The following is a 21915-nucleotide window of genomic DNA, read 5'->3' as shown; positions in this document are numbered from 1 at the left end:
ACAGCCCCTAGAAAAAACTTAGGGACTGTTTTTTTCGTGTACTATATTCATGTAATAATTAGGTCTTATCAATAATCAGGAATCTAGAAGATTCTTACTCCTCTTCTACCGTCTCTTTCTTTTCTTCTCCATCAACAAAATAGTTAATGGTATTTTCTTCAGTATCCACTTCAATTGGTTGGTCCACATCCACATCAATTCTTGAAGCTATTACTTCTTCATCTTCTTTAGAGTATTTATAGGTTGCTAATGTTTTGTTTGTATCATCACTTTCTTGAGTAACAAGTACTTCAGTACCGTTACTGAATGTTAATTTGTCTTCTAGGATTTCTATTTTCAAGCTGTTATCAATCGGAACATTTTGAGAAATGGCCCACTTTTCATCGGTTTCATTATACTTCCCAATTAAAAGACCCTGGGGCTCCTCTTTAGCTTGTGTATAAGGAATAACTACTTCGGGGATTGTATCCTCATCAAATTGGACGATTACGGCTTGTCCAAATTCTGGCTCAGTTAAATCATTTTCCTCCCACCATTTACTTTGGTTAGATAATGCTAGCCATTCTTCATCTGTCACCTCTAGTGAAAATTCCTCATCTTCTACGACTTCTTCTTGCTTGGTTTCTTCAGTTTGGTCCTTTTGCTTCACTGTCGTCTCCTCATCAGAGCAGGCTGCAAGCAACAGAGTAAGAGCAGTGACACCTAAAATCCTCTTTTTCATAACAAATACCTCCTTTAAAACTGAATGCCCCTACAACTATTACAAAATTCGACATTCATTTTATCTATATAACCTAAACACATGGATGATAAACTCAGTAAAGGAAAAATTAGTATTTCTATATACAAACACAAAAGACCAAATCACAAGGACATGGTCTTAACAGAACTTTTTAAGAAGAAGTGATTTGCCCGCCATTAACATGAAGGGTTTGACCAGTGACAAACCGTGAATCATCTGAGGCTAGATAAACAAAGGTAGGTGCTAGCTCGAAAGGTTGACCTTGTCGTTCCATCGGATTGCCAGCTTGTGTAACCTCATCTGCTGAAAAGCTAGCAGGGATCAACGGTGTCCATATTCTGCCTGGTGCAATTGCATTTACTCGAATACCTTGGCTTACTAGGTTATTTGCAAGGGCGCGAGTAAACCCTACATTTGCGGCTTTAGTAGCCGTATAATCCATTAAATGCTTATGTCCTTCATATGCAACGACTGAAGCAGTATTAATAATAGAGCTCCCGGGCTTAAGATGTGGTAAAGCTGCTCGCGTTGTGTAGAAATGGGAATAAATATTAACTTTAAACGTATCGTCAAATTGCTCATCTGTAATATCTAAAAGACTTAGCTGCTGGAATTGAATTCCTACATGATTACATAAAACATCTAACTGCCCAAAAGCTTGAACAGTTGCATCCACTATATGCTTACAATGCTCCTTGTCTCGCAAATCTCCCGGCAACAGTAAACAACGTTGCCCAAGCTCCTCTATCCTATTTTTTGTACGATAGGCATCTTCATGCTCATCAAGATAAGCAATGGCGACGTCTGCTCCTTCCTTAGCAAAGGCAATAGCTGCAGCCGCTCCCATCCCACTGTCTCCTCCTGTTATTAAGATAGCCTTGCCAAGTAATTTACCCGTTCCTGTATAGTTAGGATTTTCTATAATTGGCCTTGGATGCATCAGACTTTCCAGACCAGGCTGTCTTAGCTGACGCTGCTCTGGTACAGTGATAGGAACCTCTTGAAATTTCGTTATTTTACCGAAGTTTGGATACATCGGGTAGTTTAGATTGTGTTCATGCTGTTCCAAGACATTCTCCCTTCAGGTTTAGTATCCAATCATCTTATGTGTATCCTCTTATTAAGGTGAATATCCTATTCCATCCCTGTTCCTTATTCACGTTAAAAAGAATAAGCTAAATCCAAAGGAGGAATGCTGTTGAACAGACATGAAGAGGTAGAAAAATTACTTATAAATCACTCCGACAAAAAGGTAAATGTGCAATATGCTTCGAATGCCAAACCATTTGAATTACCCGAAATTGGAGCAAGACCACCATATTATTGCCACCCAAACTACGAAGCCTATTATCCGCTTATTTAATATACTTTTAGCTAATTAAAAACCCCTTCTCCAAATAAGGAGAAGGGGTTTTGATGAAGATATTAGTAGGAAAGCCAGCCTGCATCTGCTGTTATGACAGTTCCATTAACAAAGCTGGATTCGTCAGAAGCAAGGAACAATGCAACCGTTGCAATTTCTTCTGATTTACCCATTCTTGGATTGTTACCCATCCCTAATCGAATACGGCCCATTCCTTTTTCACTAATACTTGTCATAGAATTATTAATGTTCGTTTCCACTCCACCTGGTGCTATTGCATTACAACGTATACCTTGATCAGCATACATGTATCCAGTGTTTTTAGTGAATCCTACTACTGCATGCTTAGAGGCTGTATAAGCGCCGCCCGCTCGAGATCCTTGTAGTCCACCAACAGAGGCAACATTGATAATAACTCCCTTTTGCTTCTCTAAAAAGATTGGCAATACCTTTCTCGTTGAACGCATGACGCTTGTTGTATTAACTGAGAATATTCTTTCCCAGTTGCTATCTTCAATATCTCCAGCAGGCTCGAAGTTGTCCATTATACCTGCGTTGTTTACTAAAATATCAACCGTACCATACGTACTTACCGTCGTATCAATAAGATTTTGAATATCCTCTTCTTTTGCAACGTTGGCAGTTATGGCTAGTGCCTCTCCGCCATTTGATTTAATCTCATCAACTGTTGCCTTTGCCGTTTCTTCATTTAAATCTGAAACCACAACCTTAGCTCCCTCTTTTGCATAGAGAACTGCAATCGCCTTGCCCATCCCTGAACCCGCACCTGTTACTACTGCTACTTTATCTTGAAGTCTCATTTCAACTACCTCCTCGGCTTGATTGAATGCGCTTACATTATTATGATTTAGTAGTACATAAACCATCTCGTACTATCTTTAGTTTAGTTAATAATATCCATTTTTGCAATATATAATATGCGAAAATTCAAATAATTTAAACTATGTTAAAGGGAAAGGTTGATAAATGGTATTAATATAATAACAGGATATAGTGCAATTGTTTTCAGCTTTCCGCTTCAATCAATAAATTGAAAGTAAAGATCACTTATTACAGCTATTAGATTATCTTCTTGAACAAAGGAATCACATACTTGCACTATTACAGTTTGAACAAGTTGAAAAGCATTTACTGTTCTTAATGAAAGATTTAATCGTCACCCGGAGAATTCAATCTAAAAATATAAGAAAAAAATCATGGTAGATACAGATATTAAGACCGCCTCTATATCGGGGTAATCATGTGGTGGATAAAAGATGGCTTGCACTTAGATTCCGAATATATTGCCGAGCAAATTAATCTACTGTATCGAACTTGACCTTGTTTTCTTTATAGAGAGCACTTGACCTGGTATTTTAGGACATGACTAGACAGAGGGATTCTATAGCCTATGATATACGAGCTCTCCTTCCAACTTTGCAAACATAGTCCATTAGCTTACTATGTGCTAGTGGGAACAAGGAAAAGAAGATATCCATTGTTCGTCGCATGGGCATCGGACAAATAATGGGGGCATTTTGATGAACACCATTTATGGCAATCTTAGCTAGCTTTTCAGGAGTCATTAACTTTTGCTTTTTCATCTGTTGAATCATTTTATGCTTATCCATATTAATAGCTATAGCATTTGAAAAGATAGGCGTATCTACAAATGTGGGACAAAGTACACTTACTTTCACGCCATGTTCTTTTGCCTCATAATGCAATGAGGTTGTGAGCCCAATTACAGCATGTTTCGTGGCGGAGTATGCTGCAGTAAGAGAAGAGGGCCCCATTCCTGCCGCCGAAGATGTATTTATGATATGACCAAAGCCTTGCTCTTTCATGATCTTGTAGCCTATCTGTGTCCCATGTATGACTCCCCAAAGATTGACATTTACGATATGTTTCCAGTCCTCTATTGAAACATCATACAATTCACCATACATAGTAATTCCAGCGTTATTGAACAGATAATCCAGTCTACCATGTTCGTTAAAAGTATTCTTAACCAACTCTTCCATACTTATTTGATCAGCTACATCCACATACTCATACCGCGCACAGCTCTGTGGTCGATTAAGCTCATCCTCCACAACTTTACCTTCTATCTTATTTACATCTGCTATTATGACAAATACCTGTTGAGTGATGAGTTCTTCGCAAATTGCTTTACCAATTCCGGAAGCTCCACCAGTAACAATCGCAACTTTTCTTTTTGTGTCCATGATTACCCCCTTAAGAAACTTCCATAATTGAACTATCACCAAGTGTACTTCTGATCACAGTGGCATATTCATCTGCAACAATTCTTGCTCCGGTGCTGTTCAGATGTATTCCGTCTAAGGTAAGTTTTAAACCACGCTGGCTTGATAATCGATCAATCCTTGCTTCACTTTTGTAGAAGAATACATCGAACATAACTCGAAATGGATTAGTTGAAATATAAGTGGAGCTGTTCGTGTTAGCCAATTCTTTCTCAAAAATCGTTTGGAGATTCATATAATCCATTAGCTTTTTTTCACTTAAAGACTGGATAAGAACAGATAATTCTTTAATTTCCTTGTTAGTCTGATTTTCAATATATTCACCTACTATAGAGGGTGAAACCGTCACCATCTTCTTGGTAGAAGGCATCACTATTTTTAACACTTGTTGGTAAAGCTTTATAAATTCATCATGATTTTCAGCAACTGGCTGCGCCTGAACCTTTAATAGCTTTGAATATACATCGTTCGTACCAATCCATAGAAAGGTTAAATCATAATCAGAATCTAAACCAGTTTTGATCAATCGGCTATATAGACTTTTTACAGTCTCCCCTGGTTTTCCAAGATTCACAAACGAATCGCTCGGAAACTTCTCTTTTAAAATATTTACAAACGAAACGCCAGGGCGTCCCTCAGTTAAACTGTCACCAATTAATGCAACTTTCATATCAGTTTCCCCTTTTCTTTATTGAACTTAAAAATATAGTGATTGCTTGTTCAAATAAAGGCTCAAGTGACTGTAATGGCTGTGTATTGGTCAATTGACATAATCCCCCGAGCCAAGTTCCTAACAGGGCAGTCCATTCATCAACATTGCCGTTTTCGAACTCATCACATTCAATTCCTTCTATAAAGATTGAACGATAAGAGCTCATCGGCACTACCGCAAGTTCATATAACTTTCGGACCGATTCCAATGATGATTTAGGATTAGCCGCTAATTCCTCTCCAGCCTTAAGCAATGGAGTTTGATAATTGTACAAAACATGCTTGGCCATTCCGTACCATTTTTCAGAGGCTGATGAATAATTTTGTTCGACATCCGTCCATTTTGAATACCAATCATGCATGGAATTCTGTGCTAATAGGACAAACAACTTCTCTTTGTTTTCAAAATGATAGTAAATGTGACCTTTACTAAATCCAGAAGCTTTAGAAACATCTGCGATTGAGGTCTGATTGTAGCCATGTAATGAAAACAATTCAAAAGCCTTTTCCTTAATGATTCGTTTTGCCTCTTCACTGTCATAACGCCTACTCAATACAAAATAATCTCCTTCCGTCAATTTGAACGACCGTTCTAATTTTATTGTATGATTAATTCCTCCAAAATAAAAGTTTATTTTCTGAATTTTTAGCTTTATTTTACAAAATAAAAAAGAGCAACAATGTAGAGTTACCCTTCTAATAGAAATAATAATTCAAGTTTGTATGTCTCCATTTATTTTGGATACCCATTCGTATTGAATGTCAGGTAAATTTTCTTCGTTTTCATGCCCTCTACTTATCACTTCAAAACCATGTTTTTCATAAAACTGCTGTGCATTTTTATTTACCTCAAATGTGTACAATGTTAATTTCCCACTAGATTTCACTTTTGCTTTATCTAGTAATGCTCGACCTATACCGATTCCTTGATACTCTATGTGAATATATAGTTGGCTTATTTCCCTGTCATTATAGGCGATCATCCCAACTACTTCTTCATCCATTAACGCTAACTCTATTTGAAATTGTTCCGTTAAAATATGATTTAAAAAATAAACGTGTTTTTCGAAGTCGTGAATTTCTTTTTGGCCAATAGCCTGTTCCTTACTTTTCCGCCACATATCCACTGTTTTTACTGCGTACTTAGGGTTATACGGAATAATTTTGATCTTATGGTGTAGCATATAATACCTCCTTAAACATAAAACTATTCTTCACAAAAATTATCTATATTTGAGTGGATGTAGTATCCAGCCATGGTGACTTTTCCGTTACTAAATAAATTGAAAGATTTTGTCTCACCTTCATTATTTTCGAGTGTAGAGAGATGCTCCAGATCAAATTCCATCTCTTGTGTACCTTCTCTTTTTGATTCGTTGATTTCCCTAATCACTTTTTTAATGGTTTTTTCGTTATCAATTTCAATTATTTCACCATCTATACATCCAATTGTGAGTTTAATCATCTCATCATTTAATAAGGGTTCATTGAATTGACTACAGGAGCATAAGAACAAGATACATAGGCAATAGAGTGACATTCTCTTCATTTATTCATCTCCTAAAGACTTAAAATGACTTCTAAATAAGTTATAGTGTCCCATAAACACCCAAATTCAGACCTTAGACATGAAATGCGCCCTGTTTCTAGTACCACTATTGGATCCATTCCATCACAAACAATTTTTGTTCTTTCGCATTTGAAATAGCCAGTATATAACTATTATCCTCTTCCAATTTATAAAAATATTTATCCTCTTCTTCAAAAGTCACAGGATTCTCTTGAAATAACATATTAAACTGCTGTGTATCCTTATTAATATTAGCCACATCTTTTTGAAACTTTTTAAGGTGTCCAGATACAGTGTCAAAGGAATCTTCATTAATTGAAATCCAACCATCTTTGTCCTCTAATTTCTTTTCAATAGATTTATAATGAAGTACATGAAATACTTCTCCCTCGCTAGGAAATCCATTTCTTGTATGAAAGACTGTTTCTATCTTGGTTGGTCTTGGGATTCCTATCTCCCAATTCAACTTCCATTCGGTATATTGGGAAATATAATTCCAATTCACTGTTATTAAAACTATTATTAATAAAGGAACTGGAATCCAAATAAGTAATTTCTTTTTCACCTAAACTCTCCTTTAATATGAATGATAATTCTATTGTATTCACCAAAATATATAATCATTTTCTTAATTATCTCGAGTTAAATCCCATACTCCATGAACAAAAGCTAAACAGCCCAGTTAAAAAGAAGGATAACAAAATAACCTCTATTGAAACTACATTTTCACTACTAAATACTAGCCAAGCAAATATGCCAAAGTAGAAGGCAACGAAAGCCAATATTGCTCTGATGTTGTTCTTTACTATTTTTATTAGGCTATTTTCCATGGATAACTCTCCTTCTGTCCAATTCTCAAACAACACTATGTTTACATGTTAAATTTTAACATAATCAACCAAATAATATTCCATTTATTACACATGTTGTTTTCATTTTTCATCTTTAAATGGTCAAAATAAAAAGCCCAAAAGACGACATAATGGCCTTTGGGCTTTCTTGATATTTATATTTCTTCTGATTCCTCTATCGGATCACTTATTAAACTTGCCAATACATGCACTCGTAAAATAATTCCTTTCATCGTACCTTCCTCGTCTGTGACAACGAGAGGATACCTGGAATCAAGTACCTGTTGTATTAAATCTTGTACATATTCTTCTGGATGTACAGTTTTTACTTCCTTCGACATCGCTTCTTGTAAGGTTTTCTTTTGTTTCATCCCTTCAATAGCTTGGTCGATAGTAATGATACCTTGTAGCTGCCGCTTTCTGTCAACTACAAACGCACTCGAGTTACCATTCTCTCTCATTACCTGGATTGCAACATTTAGTCCATCCTTTAAGGATACTAATCCATTTGGCTTAGACATGATGTGCTCGGCCTGAAGAATTTTCGTACGGTCAATATCGCGTATGAATTCGGAAATATAACTGCTTGCTGGATTTTCCAGAATCTCTTCTGGTGTGCCAATTTGCTCTACTTTTCCGTTTTTCATAACCGCTACACGATCGCCAATTTTAAATGCTTCGTTAACGTCATGTGTAATGAAAATAATTGTTTTTTGCAGACGGTTTTGGATATCTAAAAGCTCTAGCTGCATTTCTCTACGGATTAGTGGGTCAAGTGCACTGAAGGGCTCGTCCATTAATAGGATGTCTGGATCGTTCGCAAGCGCTCTTGCGATGCCTACTCGCTGACGCATACCGCCAGAAAGCTCATCAGGATATTGGTTTTCATAGCCTTTAAGACCGACCGTCTCTAAATGCTTCTGAGCAATTTCCTGACGCTCCTTCTTGGACATTCCTCTAATTTCTAATCCATACTCGATATTTTCTAATACGGTACGGTGACTAAACAGTCCAAAGTGTTGAAATACCATTGCTATTTTCTTTTGACGATAGAATTTTAACTGTGTCTTATTGTAATCGACCACATTTTCCCCATCGACATAAATAGCACCTGAGGTAGGTCTATTCAATAAATTCAAGCAACGGATTAGGGTAGATTTGCCACTTCCAGACAGCCCCATAATGACGAAGGTCTCTCCTTCCATGATTTCCATAGAAGCATTGTACACTCCAACAGTATGCCCTGTCTTAGCTAATATCTCTTCCTTTGGTACACTCTTCTCTACCATTGGGATAATTTTTTTAGGGCGTGGTCCAAATATTTTGGAGACATTTTCTAGTTTTAATTTTACTGTCATGCTGCATCCCTCCTATGCTTCTGAAGGCGATTTGCAATTCCTCCGGTAACTCGGTCGATAATAATCGCTAGAAAGACGATACTAATTCCGGCTTCAAAACCTAGGGATATGTCAATTCGGTTAATCGCAAAGAGTACTCGTTCTCCAAGTCCCTGTGCCCCAACCATAGAACCAACAACAGCCATTGCAAGAGCCATCATCGTTGTTTGATTGATACCCGCCATAATTGTAGGTAAGGCTTGTGGTAGTTGAACTTTCATGAGCATTTGAGAGGAAGAGGAACCAAATGATTGTGCAGACTCTACAATTTCTTTATCTACACTTCGGATACCTAATTCTGTTAAACGGATTACTGGTGGTAAAGCATAAATGATTGTTGCAATAACTGCTGGTACATTTCCTAGTGGAAAGAAGAAAATTACTGGTATTAAGTAGACAAAGCTCGGCATTGTCTGCATTGCGTCTAATATTGGGCGCATGATTCTAGACATGGACTTACTAAAAGCCATTCCAACGCCTAGCGGAATGCCTATTACAAGAGATAAAATTACGGAGATTAGAACGATGGAAATCGTGGTCATCGTTTCCGGCCACAAATCAAAGGAGCCTATTAAGAAGATAAATGCCCCATAAAGCAATCCTCCATAAATATTATTAAAATACCACCCTATTAAAAAGATGATAACAATAAATAACCACCAAGGTATTGCTAATAGACCTGCCTCTAAGCCTTTAATCATAGAGGAAGAAATAATAAAGATAAAATCAAAGAATGCATCAAAGTTCGCGGCTAAAAAATCTACGAATTTTTCTACTACATCCCCGATTGGAAAACGTACATCTGGAAATTCTGTCATATAGTAGGACTGCAAAACATACAGTCGCAGGTCACCTCTCTTTTAGTTAGATTGAGTTATGAATTATTTTAAAGAAGCTTTAACTTTTTCTGCCACTTCTTCTGACACCCAAGCTGTCCAAATATCTTCATACTCTTTCATCCACCAAATAGCGGCTTCATCTGCTTCCACATCATTTTCTTGCATGTAATCTAAAGCACTTTCAGTTAAATCATTACTAGTTTCATAGTTACTTAAAAAGTCTACTACTTCCTTAGCTTGTGTTGGTAAATCTTTATGAACAGCAACCACTACATCATTCGGAGGAAATTCAGTTCCCTTCGAATCATTCCATGTTGCTTCATCGTATGGTGCGTCTTCTAATAGAGTTAAATCGTAGCTTGCTGTTACCCACGTTGGTGACCAATAATAACCTACCCACGGCTCGCCTTTTTTATATGCGCCAGCTAAATCTGCAACAATGGCAGAATCAGAGCCAGGTGCTAGATAGTTATATTGTTCGTCAAGGCCATATGTTTCAAGTTTCGTCCCCAAATACTCACTTACTACCCAACTGGATGGAGCACCGACCACTCGGCCTTTACTGCTATCTTCGGGATCTTGGAAAATTTCTGGATACTTCTCTAAGTCTTGAACTGTTTTTAAATCTGGAGCGATTGGTTCAATACCTCGTTCTGCATCTCCTTCTATCACGTAAGTTGGAACATATAATCCTTGCGCGTTATCAGCGAAATTAGTAGCTACCTTTATGATATCTCCACTTTCAATTGCTTTTTCATAGACATCTTTAATGTTATCGGTCCATACTTCCATATAGACATTTATGTCGCCCTTCTCAAGTGACTGCATTGTTGCTGCTGTTGTTCCACTTGTTACTTCGGTTTCATAACCATAACCTTCTTCGACGATTGTTTGAGCTATGCTATTGTGTAGGCGAATACTATCCCACCCTGCATCAGCAAACTTAATCACCTCAATATTGTCCTTGCTTGTCTCACTGCCACAGGCTGCAAGTACTAAAAGCGTGCAAAGTGAAAAAAATAACATAATCTTTTTCATTAGTTTGACTACCTCTTTTCATTCAGTTTTTAAATTAGACGTTCGATCGTTCCTCCTTCAAAATCTATAAATAATTGCTAAAATACTAAACAATTAAACTTCCCTGAATTTGGAAATTAAAGGACGCCTAATTTATAACTACTAATACTACTAAACAAATTTGTATATTGCAAATTTACTTAATAAATGATTGTTATTATTCTATCTTTATCTGAATATTATGTATCATTTTTATAGTTATTTATCATTAAATAATTAGTAAACCCTAGACAATCTATTCATACAAATAACGACGTAATTATTAATTATTTGTTATAATTCTTTTTTTGCTCGAGGGTGGCTTTGTCTAGGAGAAAGTATGCAGATAAATAGAGTAGATTTTGAATTTATCACCGTTCGGGGAAGGTTTATCACCGTTCACGCGAGTTTATCACCGTTCGTAGAGATTTATCACCGCTCATTAAGGTTTTATCACCGTTCATGGGATTTTATCACCGGTAGGGTTAATTTTTATTTTTTATCACCTTGCAAAACCTAAAAAAAGCCATGAACGCTATGTTCATGGCTTCTCTTACACTTTAAACCACTCTGTTTTCTGGTACCCGTTCCTCTAAAGCATCTTCAATGGCCGTAGCATTTATTTGCATCATAGCAAGTCTTGTATAAATACTGGCACTACCGATGTGGGGTAGGACAGTCACGTTAGGTAAAGTTAATAGTGGATGATCTAATGGAACTGGCTCCGTTTCAAAAACGTCTAGACCCGCAGCCCAAATGCTTTTGTTGACTAGGGCATCATAAAGAGCCTGCTCATCAACTATTCCTCCTCGTGCCACATTAATAAGAGCTGAGGTTTCCTTCATCATTTCCAGTTCTTTTTTCCCAATTAAGCCTCTAGTTTCTGGAGTGAGAGGAGTCAATATGACAACAAAATCTGACTCCTTTAGTAGTGTCTCAAGCTCCACATATGTAAAGTTATACTGTTGCTCAGATTCTAATTTTCTTGTTCGATTATGGTATAAGACCTTCATATCAAACCCTTTTGCACGGCGTGCAACCGCTTCACCGATTCTCCCCATGCCTATAATTCCTAAGGTTGATCCAAAAACGTCCATGCCAGTCAGTTGCATCGGCGTCCAAGACTTCCATTTCCCTGCACGAATATCCTGCTCCGCTTCTGTAATACGACGGGCAGTTGCTAGTAATAAGGCAAATGTTAAATCTGCTGTAGTTTCCGTTAATACACCAGGCGTATTGGTTACAATAATCCCTTTTTCTTTTGCAGCCTCGATATCAATGTTATTATAGCCGACCGCAAGATTAGATATAATTCTTAGATTTGGTAGGCTTTCTATCAGTTCCCGGTCCACTTTATCCGAGAGAACGGTCCACAAAGCATTACAATCCTTTGCCTCTTTTTTAATATCCTCGTACTTCATTGGAATTTCTTCGCTATGCCACATAATGACTTCAAATTTTTCTCTTAGTGGTTGTACAATCTCTTCCGGTAACTTTCTAGTAATAAAAATTTTATACATCCAATTCCCCCCTAATGATTTTCTGATAATTTAAGCATCGCTGATTTGAGAAAAGAATTCAACTGTATTTACAATAATATTTTTATACGCTATACTGTGGTCACATAAAAAAACAGATTGTGTAAATCTTACATAATTGGAAAACTACATACCGTTTCTGCACTAGGGGTGCCCACTTTGGCTGTGATGAGAGCTTTTTAAGCTCCGATCCCTTATTACTCGATCAGGATAATACCTGCGTGAGGAAGTGCGGTGACTTTCCTTTTTTTCATAAGGTTAGTGGCTGCATCTTCACGGATGTAGCTTTTTTTTATGAAAAATTTTAAGGAGGGTTTTGAATGGAATGTGGTTTAAGTCCAATTGTAGGGTTTCGTTTCTCCCTACATCCAATGAGCAATGAGTTTATCAGTATTATTAAGGGGGCGTTACAGGATACAGACACATCGAATGTGTGGATGCATACGGATGACGTATCGACTGTGATCAGGGGAAAACAAGCTCATGTATTCAATGTGGCAAAATCAATAGCTTTAAATGCAGCTAAAACTGGGGTACATGTGGCTCTCTCAGGAACATTTTCAGCGGGCTGTCCAGGTGACACAGCAGCTGACGTTTATTTAGAAAGAGGAGATGAAGTTGCTAATATGGATGCAACTAAACAATATGTGTCCTCTCAATTTGCCTTATATCCAATGAACAATCCAAACTACATGGATGTTATCTACAAAGAGATTCAGCATGCGAAAGACGCTGATATATTCAATGAGTCCATGCATTATGCAAGCGGGATTCACGGGGATATCCATGATGTATTTGCCTTCTACGAATCTACCTTTAGCAGAGCCAGATCAGAGGAGCACAAGCATTTAGTAATGACTTTATCGATGAGCATTAACAGTCCTTCTCATGGAGATAATCTTCATGCTTAAAACATGGAAGCTAAAAGAGATTATTTTAATGTCTATCTTTGCAGTAGTATTTGGGATTGTGTATTTACTATTCCTTCATGTCGGAAATATTTGGTCAGGGTTTATTGGCCCAATCGCATATGAATGGATTTTTGGAGTATGGTTTATCGTTTCTATCATCTGTATGTATATTATTCGCAAACCAGGAGCTGCTGTAATCTCTGAAACTATTGCAGCCGCAATAGAGGTGCTTTTAGGTAATGCAGTGGGACCACGACTTATCCTTTCGGGTGTCATTCAAGGATTGGGTGCAGAGGCAGTATTCGCAGCTACCGGCTATAAACGATTTGATCTTTGGGTATTAATGCTTGCTGGTGCAGGATCTGCAGTGTTTAGCTTTGTATACGGATATTTTTTAGGAGGGTTTACCGTTTATACTACTGGATATGTCCTTTTTATGCTTGTCGTACGGATCTTTAGTGGGACGTTAATTGCTGGTGTAGGAGGCAAAGCCATAGCTGATGGTTTGCTTGCAACAGGTTCGTTAAGAGGATATTCTATCTCACGATCTAAAAAAGGTGATGCACGTGTCTAATGTTATCCGTCTCGAAAATGTTTCTTTTTCATTTCCTGATGAAGAGATTCCTGTATTATCAAATTTTTCGATGTCTATTGAACAAGGAGAGCGCGTTGTAATCACTGGTCCAAGCGGCTGCGGGAAAAGTACATTGCTATATTTGTGCAACCGCCTCTACCCTGACAATTGCGATGGAATAGTTTCTGGGAAAATAGAGCTATTTGGGAAGGAAAGCGATTCTTATCGACCAGGCGAGGTCAATCATCGTATCGCTACCGTCTTTCAGGATCCGGAGGCGCAGTTTTGTATGCCAACCGTTGAGGAGGAGCTTGCCTTTACTTTAGAGAATTTACTCGTGGCGCGAGAGGACATGGATTCAAGAATTTCAGAAGTATTGGAGGCAACCAGGTTAACCGCTTATCGACATTCCATCATTCAGTCACTTTCTGGAGGAATGAAACAAAGAGTCGCCACGGCTTGTGCGCTCATTATGAAGCCAGAGGTTTTATTGTTAGATGAGCCGATCACACACTTAGATCCCTATACTGCAAAGCAATATATTGAATGGTTGGATACACTGCAGCAAAGCTCTGGATTAACGATATTAGCAATTGAACACAAGCTAGACCTTTGGGAAGACTTCTTTCATCGTCGAATTAGATTAAAGGAAGACAGAAATTCGCTTATAAACGATGTTAAACGGGATAACAGGGTCCAACAGGAACTATCCCTACAAGTGGAAGGAGTTAGCACCACTAGTTTTCTTCAACCAAGCTCGTTTTCTTTAAACAAAGGAGAGGTCGCAGTATTAGCAGGACCTAATGGCAGTGGAAAATCCACCTTATTAAAAGCACTGTCCGGGATCCTGGCAGCTGAAGGCAAGGTCCAGCCCAGCTTGTTAGGCTATGTACCACAGTCACCAGAATTTTTGTTTGTTACAGGAAGAGTAAAAGAGGAGGTCTCTTTTGGCGGTGGATCAAACACAGAAGAATTGCTGGAACGACTTGATTTATCTAGCATCTCAGAGGCCCATCCATTTTCTATCAGCCATGGACAAAAACGTCGCCTAGCTATAGCCGTTATGCTTTGCCAGAACCGTAAAGTGATTTTGATGGATGAACCAACTTCTGGTCAGGACTCTGCTAATCTGACAGAACTTTTAAAAGTCGTAGATGAGCGCTCTAGGGCAGGTACTACTTTTCTAATCGTTACCCACGATATGGAATTTGCGTATAAGGTAGCTGATTCCATCTTATTGATGAGGAACGGAGGGGTGACAGGGAAATATAGTTCGACTAGCTTCTGGGATAAGAAAGATTTAATGCTAGAACATCAATTACTTCCTCCTAAGCGAGGTCCTGTCTATGCGTACTAGCCTTCATAGGATGAATCCGTCCATTAAGTTTGTGATCGTAATGATTTGCATGCTTTCACTAGCATTCTTTTTCGATCCATGGACACCACTAGTTTTTTGGTTCAGCATTATTGTGATTCAAATATTCTTAAGCAATATCTCCTGGAAAAACTGGGCCTTACTGATGCTCCCTTTCGTAATCGCAGCTTTTGGTTACCTTTGGACCACTCTTCTATTTGCAGAGAGCGGGTCTGGAACTGTTCTTTGGTCCATCGGTTCTGTCGATATAACGGAAAGCCAATTGAACCATGCCTTATCCTTAAGCTTTCGGGTGTTGGCCTTTTCTAGTCTGAGCCTTTTATTTGCTCTAACAACCGACCCAATTATATTTATACGGAGTCTAATGCAGCAGTTGAAGCTGTCTCCTAAAATTGCTTATGGTATTATGGTTGGTTATCAATTTTTACCGCTTTTAAAGGACGAGTTTATACAAGTTCAACAAGTACAGAAACTGAGAGGACTAAGCGACGACTCCAATGTTTTTAAAAGACTGATTGGTTTACGTCGCGTATTGATTCCTATGCTTTCTGGGGCTGTTCGTAAGGCTGAAAGAGTGGCGTTCGCAATGGAAGCAAGAGGCTTTACGGGAGATCCTAGAAAAGTTTTTTATCATGAAGTGCCTATTGAAAAGAAGGATTTTATACTAGTGTTCTTGTTTATTTGTGTTTTACTAATTAGTTGTAGCACTAGTATGTGGCTACCGTAAAGAAAAAGAGTGTCTCCAGACTTGGATGACACTCTTCTTTCATTTATGGCAACTCGCTTTCCACTAACTCTATATAGTCCTGGTCATCTATTAATTTAAATAGGAAGTGATCTATACTTTTTTGCAGAGAAAGGCTTTGTATTTATAATAATCGATGTAATTTTCCATTTACCTATGTTTTTTGCATCCTTTAGAGGAAGTAGGGTGAAGAACGCATAAATTCCAATACCAATCCACGTATAAATGCTCATCTTATCCTCCTAATACTTTCTTTTTAAAACGATTATGTTAATGGCGTGCCAAATCATTAATCCCGTCAGTAGAAACCATATTGCTAGCTTGTATGATTCATAGCCTATTTCGCTTATATATGAGTCATATAGCTCAATCAGGAACCATCCAAAGGGTGCAAACGGAAATATGATGCTGTAGGATTTGTGAGCGATTGCGTTACCTCTCTCATCTTTTCCTTCACTACTCCATTCAAATTTGAAGCTTATATAGCAAGCAACAAAAAAGATAACTACATAAACAAGCCTTAATATACCAAATACAACCTCCGTCACTTTCTATTCCCCCTCTTTCTTATATTGAAATACATCCGTTAAATCCACTTCAAATAGCAATGCAATGTCAAATGCTAGCTTTAACGATGGATTGTACTTGTTCTTCTCTAGCGAAATGATTGTTTGCCGGCTCACTCCCAATAAATCAGCAACTTCTTTCTGGGAAAGACCCTTTTCAGCTCTTAATACTAAAATTCTATTGGTTATATGTCTCTTACTTTCCATGTTCTGTCACCTCACACAAATTGTAATATATTTTTTACTTAAAGTAAACTATTTTTTACATATTGTTAGAATTATATTACATATTCCACTAATCAGAAAATATATGTATGATTAATGTAAAAATAGTGGAGGTCGTAACATGTCGTCAGTAGCTCTATTAAGAGGGATCAACTTAGGAAAGCTCAACAAAGTAGATATGAAATCGCTAAAGCTTCTTTTTGAAGAGTTAGGCTTTCAAAATGTGCGTACATATATTCAAACGGGAAATGTTATTTTTGATAGTGGAGGTTGCAGCGAGGAAACACTGGAAGAAGCATTAAGGAATGACTATGGATTCGAAATACCTGTTGTAGTGAGACCAAAAGCAGAATTAGAAGAAATACATAATCACCCACTTTTCTTGAATGACCAAACCTTCGTCATGTTCCTACAAAAGGACGTTACAAATGATCAGCTTGCTATATTAAAAGGAACTGTAGAGGACGATTTTATTGTCCTACATAATCGAAACTTGATCATCCACCATACTAAAAACTATCATCAAACTAAATATACAAATACCTTTTTTGAAAAGAAGCTTCAAATGGTCTCAACAGCTAGAAATAAAAATACCGTAAATAAAATATTGGAGCGAATGTAACCTTTTTAACATAAGAATTACTTATCCCTTTTCATGATTTATATAAATTTTTATTATCAAAAAATTCCATTTATAATTAAGTTAATTCATAAGGGGGTATGGACCATGTCATTTACATTTAAAAGAATTGATCACATTCAATTAGCTGCTCCAAAGGACTGTGAGGAAGAGGCACGCAGCTTCTTTACGGGAATATTAGGATTGCGGGAAATAGAAAAACCACCTCTTCTAAAAAAGAAGGGTGGCGTATGGTTCGAGCTTGGAAGCTATCAAATTCATATCGGGGTTGAAGAGCCTTTCTCTCCAGCCAAGAAGGCACACCCAGCTTTTGAAGTTGAAAGCCTTGAAGCTCTAAAAATGCATTTAACCGAACAACAAGTAAGCTTTAAAGTAGATACAGAACTTCCAGGGGCTAAGCGCATATATATTAACGATCCATTTGGTAATCGTATCGAGATATTAGAATGGATTTAAGAAAAGGATAATCTAAGTTGCAAAAAAGCGCCTGTGAGAATCAATCCCACAGGCGCTTTTTGTTTAATTATCTTGTACTTCGTTACGTTTTTTCTTAAATAGCTTCGATAGAACCTCGTAAACGATTGGAACGATGATTAATGTTAGTAGCGTAGAACTTGCTAGACCACCAATAACCGTGATACCTAATCCTTTAGAAATTAAACCACCGCCGCCTGATCCAACTGCAAGTGGTGCGAGTGCTCCAATGGTTGCAATAGCAGTCATCAGAATAGGACGTAAGCGAGTTGCACCAGCTTCAAGAATTGCTTCACGCATATTCATACCTTCGCGCTCCATATGAATGATTCGGTCCACTAATACAATGGCATTCGTGACAACGATACCAATCAACATGAGAAGCCCCATCATAACAGATACGGAAATTGTTTCGTTTGCAATCCATAGACCTGCAAATGAACCGATTACTGCAAATGGTAATGAGAATAGGATAGCTAATGGTGCTATACCTTCACCAAATGTTACTACTAATATAAAGTAAACAATCGCAATTGCTGCAAGCATTGCTACTCCAAGCTGAGTGAATGTTTCATTCATATCTGCAGTTACACCGGCAACACCAACTGTAACGCCTTTAGGTAAATCTAGCTTTTCAATAGCTTTGTCAACATCTGCTGAAGCTTTTGAAATATCATCATCTTGAATTGTAGCGGATACAGAAGCATAGTATTCACCCTTACTACGAGCAAGCGTATTTAGAGCGTAACCCTCTTCTACTGTTACTAATTCAGACAATGGCATTGTAGTTCCCATTGCTGTCGGTACTTCTCTAGCTAAAATATCATCAATCGATTTAGGTGTTGCTGTTTGTTCTTGCTGTACGATAACCTCTAAATCATTTCCTTCTTTTTCAACTGTCGTTAATACTTCCTCCGTAGTGGAAGGACTCAACATCCCAACGATTTGACCAGTTGTTAAACCGTACTGCAATAATTCATCTTGAGCTACTTGGAATGTATACTCTACATAGCTGTCTTCAGCACTCGAAGAAACATCTTCTAATCCTTTTGTTTCTCCCATTACTTCTTCAACCATTGCAACAGCTTCGTTCAACTTATCTAAATCTTCACTATAGAATGTATAGCTAATTTCATTTGTCGACATGGACATACTTGAGAAGTTTTGGCTCTTCCATTCGCCAGTTTGACCAATGTTGAACACATAATCCTCGATTTCCTCACGAGCACCTGGGAAGTCTTCCATATCCTCGTCAAAGATCAAGTACATTAATGCGCCGCCTGAACCTCCGCCCATCATTGCCGTCATGTCATTTGCGCCGTCACCGTTTATGGATACTTGAGTAATATCAATATCCTTACGTTTAAGCATCTCTTCTTCAACTTTAGTAACGTTTGCCAATGTGTCTTCTTTTAGCTCACCAGCTTTTGGAGTGTAAGTTAAATACATTACTTTTTCTTCTTCACTACCCAAGAAACTGAAACCAATTAACGGTGTAAGCATCAAGCTTCCTACTAGCAATGCAACCGATACAAGGGAAGTAATAATTTTGTGGTTTAATGTCCACTCTAGAGCTTTTTTATAGCTACCAGCTAACTTACCTTGCTCTTTATGATTACTTTCTGTTTTTTCAGCGTACAATTTCTTCTTAAATAAGAAGTGTGACATTGCAGGTACAATTGTAATTGCTACTAATAGAGATGCACCAAGAGCAAATGTCATTGTTAGTGCGAATGGCATGAACAATTCTCCAACCATACCACCTACAAAGATTAATGGAGCAAATACTGCTACCGTTACCAATGTAGAAGAAAGGATCGGTTTGAACATTTCAATCGTTGCTTCACGAACAAGGGCACGGCCAGTTAATGGTTCCCCTTTTAAGTGAAGGCGTCTATAAATGTTCTCTACTACAACAATCGAGTCATCAATTACACGTCCAATTGCTACGGTAACGGCTCCAAGTGTCATAATATTTAACGTAATATCTAACCAATTTAATAGCAGTAATGCCATAAAAATAGAAACCGGTATAGAAACAATAGAAATAATTGTAGATTTAAAATCACGTAAGAACAATAGAATAATCAACACGGCGATTAATCCACCAAACAATGCTTTCTCAACCATTGTAAATACTGAATCTTCAATAGGAGCACCTTGGTCTAAGGAAACGTCAATCACTAAACCATCAATGTTCTTTTCTTCGTCTGCGATTAAATCTTTCACTGCATTTACTACTGTTACAGTGTTAGCATCTGGATTTTTTATAATTTGGATTGCAATTGCATCTTTCCCATTTGTACGGGAAACCGATTCTACTTTACCAACCACTTCAATAGAAGCAATATCTCCAAGTTTTACAAAAGGAGATGGGTTTGTAGCAGAAGGTGTAACAGGGATAAGCATTTCTTTCAGTTCGTCGGCTGTCATGAACTTACCGTCAACCGCTACTGCCTGCTCGCCTTCTTCAAATTCAAACAATCCTAAGGATACTGCCATATCACTTGCTTGGATCATTTGTTTCACTGTATCTTGAGTTACATCTAGTTCGGCCATTTTTGCTTCGTCATATGTAAGCTCTACTTCTTCAATATGCTGGCCTGTTATAGTAGCAGAACCAACACCATCTATTTTCTCAATTTTCGGTAGTAAAATTTCTTCTACTGTCGATGTTAGCTCTACGATATCTTCTTCTGTGCTACTTACGCTTAGGGCTGCTACCGGCATCATATTCATGCTTATTGCCGTAATAGTTGGCTCCATTGCTCCTTCAGGTAAGGTTATGTTATCTAAAGAAGACTCCAATGCGCGTTTTGCTTCATCCATGTCTGTGCCATATTCATACTCTACTTGAATATTAGACATACTCGAATAGGAATTGGAATATACCGATTTAACATCCTCTAATCCTTCTAACGCTTTCTCAAAAGGCATCGAAATATCTTCCATAACTTTTTCAGGAGTCGCACCTGGATAAACATCCATCACCATTAAGAATGGAATCGAGATATCTGGAATGGTCTCCATCTTCATTCTTGTACCTGAATAAATACCGGAAACAGTAATGATAATAGTTAATAACCATACCGCTAACTTATTTTTCAGTACAAAATTTACTAAACCTTTCACACTTGCACCTACCCTCATTTGACTTATCAAACTCATTTACTTATAATAATGACTAATTGGTCATTTGTCAACAATAACCATTGGGAGCGATAAGATATGGTAAAGAAACAATTAATAATGGATAAAGCATTAGAACTTTTTTCAAAGCAAGGTTTTGAAGCTACATCAGTCCAACAAATCACTGACCATTGCGGTATATCTAAAGGTGCTTTCTACCTTTCCTATAAATCCAAAGATGAGCTCATTACTTCTTTGGTAGATTGCTTTATGAAGCAGATTATTTCAGAAATTGACTACTCGGTCAAAGAATGTTCACATTCTGATGAAATGCTATATACCTTTTTCTACACTGCCAACAAGGCATTTCAAGAAAACTCTACTTTTGCTAAAATCTTCTTCAAGGAACAGACACATACGGTAAACGATGATTTATTAAAAAAACTAACTTATTATGACAATCTATTAAATGAAATCATTCTTTATATGGTAGACAAGTTAGATTTAACTTATGAAGAAACAAAATATGACTTACTTATTTGTATAAAAGGTTTTATGAAAATATATATCGATCTCTATCTATTCTTTGAATTACCAATCGATATTGACACGCTAACTAAGTCGCTCGTTGAAAAAACGAAAGTATTGGCAAAGCACTCAACCATCCCTTTAATCTCAGCAGATAGTGCTCAAATTATGCAAAAGGTTATAAAAGAGAACACGGATAAAGACAAGCAAATACTGGAGTTAATCAGTCAGATTCTATTAGAAATAGAAGAGCCAATTGAAAAGGAAACGCTTCAAATTCTAAAAAATCATCTCCTAACCGAAACTCCGAGTCTCGCACTTATAAAAGGTCTTTTAGAGAATATTAAAAACCATCCTCAATGCAAGTGGGTTTCCTACTTAATTAGAGAACAGTATAAGCTTTAAAGAAAAAGC

General features: G+C 37.4%; 26 protein-coding genes and 1 riboswitch. Of the genes, 8 read left to right on the top strand and 18 right to left on the bottom strand.

Features of this window, described 5'->3' with window-relative positions; genetic code table 11:
• Window positions 1-94: 94 nt before the first annotated feature.
• Window positions 95-721 (bottom strand): hypothetical protein, encoded by a 627-nt coding sequence (locus tag MKX96_RS18630; protein WP_340886576.1) that lies wholly within the window; start codon window positions 719-721, stop codon window positions 95-97.
• A gap of 172 nt (window positions 722-893) precedes the next feature.
• On the bottom strand, window positions 894-1778 hold the full coding sequence (locus tag MKX96_RS18625; protein ID WP_340886960.1) for an SDR family oxidoreductase: 885 nt from the start codon (window positions 1776-1778) through the stop codon (window positions 894-896).
• 162 nt (window positions 1779-1940) lie between these two features.
• On the opposite strand from MKX96_RS18625, the gene MKX96_RS18620 reads away from it, so the two are divergent.
• The gene (locus MKX96_RS18620) at window positions 1941-2105 is read left to right on the top strand and encodes a hypothetical protein (protein WP_340886998.1); all 165 of its coding nucleotides are present in this window, start codon (window positions 1941-1943) and stop codon (window positions 2103-2105) included.
• Window positions 2106-2167: 62 nt separating this feature from the next.
• Here MKX96_RS18620 and MKX96_RS18615 read toward each other — a convergent pair whose 3' ends face one another.
• From MKX96_RS18615 to MKX96_RS18560, 12 genes are all read right to left on the bottom strand, one after another.
• Window positions 2168-2926 carry an SDR family oxidoreductase gene (locus MKX96_RS18615; RefSeq protein ID WP_340886574.1) on the bottom strand — a complete coding sequence of 253 codons (759 nt, stop codon included), beginning with the start codon at window positions 2924-2926 and terminating at the stop codon, window positions 2168-2170.
• 588 nt (window positions 2927-3514) lie between these two features.
• Entirely contained in the window at window positions 3515-4333 is an 819-nt protein-coding gene (locus MKX96_RS18610) for an SDR family NAD(P)-dependent oxidoreductase (protein ID WP_340886572.1), read from the bottom strand.
• A gap of 10 nt (window positions 4334-4343) precedes the next feature.
• Complete coding sequence (locus MKX96_RS18605) at window positions 4344-5042, bottom strand: SGNH/GDSL hydrolase family protein (RefSeq protein ID WP_340886570.1); 699 nt, start codon at window positions 5040-5042, stop codon at window positions 4344-4346.
• Window position 5043: 1 nt separating this feature from the next.
• A complete protein-coding gene (locus MKX96_RS18600) occupies window positions 5044-5637 on the bottom strand; it encodes a TetR family transcriptional regulator C-terminal domain-containing protein (protein ID WP_340886568.1) in 594 nt (197 codons plus the stop codon).
• A gap of 159 nt (window positions 5638-5796) precedes the next feature.
• On the bottom strand, window positions 5797-6267 hold the full coding sequence (locus MKX96_RS18595; protein WP_340886565.1) for a GNAT family N-acetyltransferase: 471 nt from the start codon (window positions 6265-6267) through the stop codon (window positions 5797-5799).
• Window positions 6268-6290: 23 nt separating this feature from the next.
• Complete coding sequence (locus MKX96_RS18590) at window positions 6291-6632, bottom strand: hypothetical protein (protein ID WP_340886561.1); 342 nt, start codon at window positions 6630-6632, stop codon at window positions 6291-6293.
• A 106-nt stretch (window positions 6633-6738) separates the two neighbouring features.
• Window positions 6739-7218: a hypothetical protein gene (locus MKX96_RS18585; protein WP_340886559.1), complete on the bottom strand. Its 480-nt coding sequence runs from the start codon at window positions 7216-7218 to the stop codon at window positions 6739-6741.
• 67 nt (window positions 7219-7285) lie between these two features.
• Window positions 7286-7483: a hypothetical protein gene (locus tag MKX96_RS18580; RefSeq protein ID WP_340886556.1), complete on the bottom strand. Its 198-nt coding sequence runs from the start codon at window positions 7481-7483 to the stop codon at window positions 7286-7288.
• A 176-nt stretch (window positions 7484-7659) separates the two neighbouring features.
• A complete protein-coding gene (locus MKX96_RS18575) occupies window positions 7660-8862 on the bottom strand; it encodes a quaternary amine ABC transporter ATP-binding protein (protein WP_340886554.1) in 1203 nt (400 codons plus the stop codon).
• The gene (locus MKX96_RS18570; RefSeq protein WP_340886552.1) at window positions 8859-9719 is read right to left on the bottom strand and encodes an ABC transporter permease; all 861 of its coding nucleotides are present in this window, start codon (window positions 9717-9719) and stop codon (window positions 8859-8861) included. Before MKX96_RS18570 ends, MKX96_RS18575 begins: the two co-directional genes overlap by 4 nt.
• 63 nt (window positions 9720-9782) lie before the next feature.
• Window positions 9783-10778 (bottom strand): ABC transporter substrate-binding protein, encoded by a 996-nt coding sequence (locus MKX96_RS18565; RefSeq protein WP_251555085.1) that lies wholly within the window; start codon window positions 10776-10778, stop codon window positions 9783-9785.
• A 578-nt stretch (window positions 10779-11356) separates the two neighbouring features.
• Complete coding sequence (locus MKX96_RS18560) at window positions 11357-12316, bottom strand: 2-hydroxyacid dehydrogenase (RefSeq protein ID WP_340886549.1); 960 nt, start codon at window positions 12314-12316, stop codon at window positions 11357-11359.
• 154 nt (window positions 12317-12470) lie between these two features.
• Window positions 12471-12579: riboswitch (TPP riboswitch) on the top strand.
• Window positions 12580-12654: 75 nt separating this feature from the next.
• Here MKX96_RS18560 and MKX96_RS18555 point away from each other — a divergent pair.
• From MKX96_RS18555 to MKX96_RS18540, 4 genes are read left to right on the top strand one after another with little or no spacing between them, the layout of a single operon-like run.
• Window positions 12655-13245, top strand: coding sequence for a YkoF family thiamine/hydroxymethylpyrimidine-binding protein (locus MKX96_RS18555; protein ID WP_340886547.1), 591 nt, complete (start codon window positions 12655-12657; stop codon window positions 13243-13245).
• Window positions 13238-13819 carry an ECF transporter S component gene (locus tag MKX96_RS18550; RefSeq protein WP_340886545.1) on the top strand — a complete coding sequence of 194 codons (582 nt, stop codon included), beginning with the start codon at window positions 13238-13240 and terminating at the stop codon, window positions 13817-13819. Before MKX96_RS18555 ends, MKX96_RS18550 begins: the two co-directional genes overlap by 8 nt.
• On the top strand, window positions 13806-15176 hold the full coding sequence (locus MKX96_RS18545; protein WP_445678223.1) for an ABC transporter ATP-binding protein: 1371 nt from the start codon (window positions 13806-13808) through the stop codon (window positions 15174-15176). The genes MKX96_RS18550 and MKX96_RS18545 overlap by 14 nt, the downstream gene beginning before the upstream one ends.
• Window positions 15166-15921, top strand: a complete 756-nt coding sequence (locus MKX96_RS18540) for an energy-coupling factor transporter transmembrane component T family protein (protein WP_340886540.1) — start codon at window positions 15166-15168, stop codon at window positions 15919-15921. Before MKX96_RS18545 ends, MKX96_RS18540 begins: the two co-directional genes overlap by 11 nt.
• 95 nt (window positions 15922-16016) lie before the next feature.
• Here MKX96_RS18540 and MKX96_RS18535 read toward each other — a convergent pair whose 3' ends face one another.
• From MKX96_RS18535 to MKX96_RS18525, 3 genes are read right to left on the bottom strand one after another with little or no spacing between them, the layout of a single operon-like run.
• Window positions 16017-16172 carry a hypothetical protein gene (locus tag MKX96_RS18535; protein WP_340886536.1) on the bottom strand — a complete coding sequence of 52 codons (156 nt, stop codon included), beginning with the start codon at window positions 16170-16172 and terminating at the stop codon, window positions 16017-16019.
• A gap of 9 nt (window positions 16173-16181) precedes the next feature.
• Window positions 16182-16487: a hypothetical protein gene (locus MKX96_RS18530; RefSeq protein ID WP_340886534.1), complete on the bottom strand. Its 306-nt coding sequence runs from the start codon at window positions 16485-16487 to the stop codon at window positions 16182-16184.
• A 3-nt stretch (window positions 16488-16490) separates the two neighbouring features.
• Window positions 16491-16712 carry a helix-turn-helix transcriptional regulator gene (locus MKX96_RS18525; RefSeq protein WP_340886532.1) on the bottom strand — a complete coding sequence of 74 codons (222 nt, stop codon included), beginning with the start codon at window positions 16710-16712 and terminating at the stop codon, window positions 16491-16493.
• 139 nt (window positions 16713-16851) lie between these two features.
• Between MKX96_RS18525 and MKX96_RS18520 the strand changes: the two genes are divergently transcribed.
• Both MKX96_RS18520 and MKX96_RS18515 read left to right on the top strand, forming a co-directional pair.
• Entirely contained in the window at window positions 16852-17352 is a 501-nt protein-coding gene (locus MKX96_RS18520; RefSeq protein WP_340886530.1) for a DUF1697 domain-containing protein, read from the top strand.
• Between the two features lie 105 nt (window positions 17353-17457).
• Window positions 17458-17826 carry a VOC family protein gene (locus MKX96_RS18515; protein ID WP_340886527.1) on the top strand — a complete coding sequence of 123 codons (369 nt, stop codon included), beginning with the start codon at window positions 17458-17460 and terminating at the stop codon, window positions 17824-17826.
• Window positions 17827-17889: 63 nt separating this feature from the next.
• Here MKX96_RS18515 and MKX96_RS18510 read toward each other — a convergent pair whose 3' ends face one another.
• Window positions 17890-20976 carry an efflux RND transporter permease subunit gene (locus MKX96_RS18510; protein ID WP_340886525.1) on the bottom strand — a complete coding sequence of 1029 codons (3087 nt, stop codon included), beginning with the start codon at window positions 20974-20976 and terminating at the stop codon, window positions 17890-17892.
• 96 nt (window positions 20977-21072) lie between these two features.
• Here MKX96_RS18510 and MKX96_RS18505 point away from each other — a divergent pair, with 96 nt between their 5' ends.
• Complete coding sequence (locus MKX96_RS18505; RefSeq protein ID WP_340886522.1) at window positions 21073-21906, top strand: TetR/AcrR family transcriptional regulator; 834 nt, start codon at window positions 21073-21075, stop codon at window positions 21904-21906.
• The last annotated feature ends 9 nt before the right edge of the window (window positions 21907-21915 follow it).

The organism is Psychrobacillus sp. FSL W7-1493, assembly GCF_038004905.1.
In the GTDB taxonomy this organism is placed as follows: Bacteria; Bacillota; Bacilli; order Bacillales_A; family Planococcaceae; genus Psychrobacillus.
The sequence above is the reverse complement of the archived record's forward strand: the minus strand, read 5'-3'. Positions and strand labels throughout refer to the sequence as shown.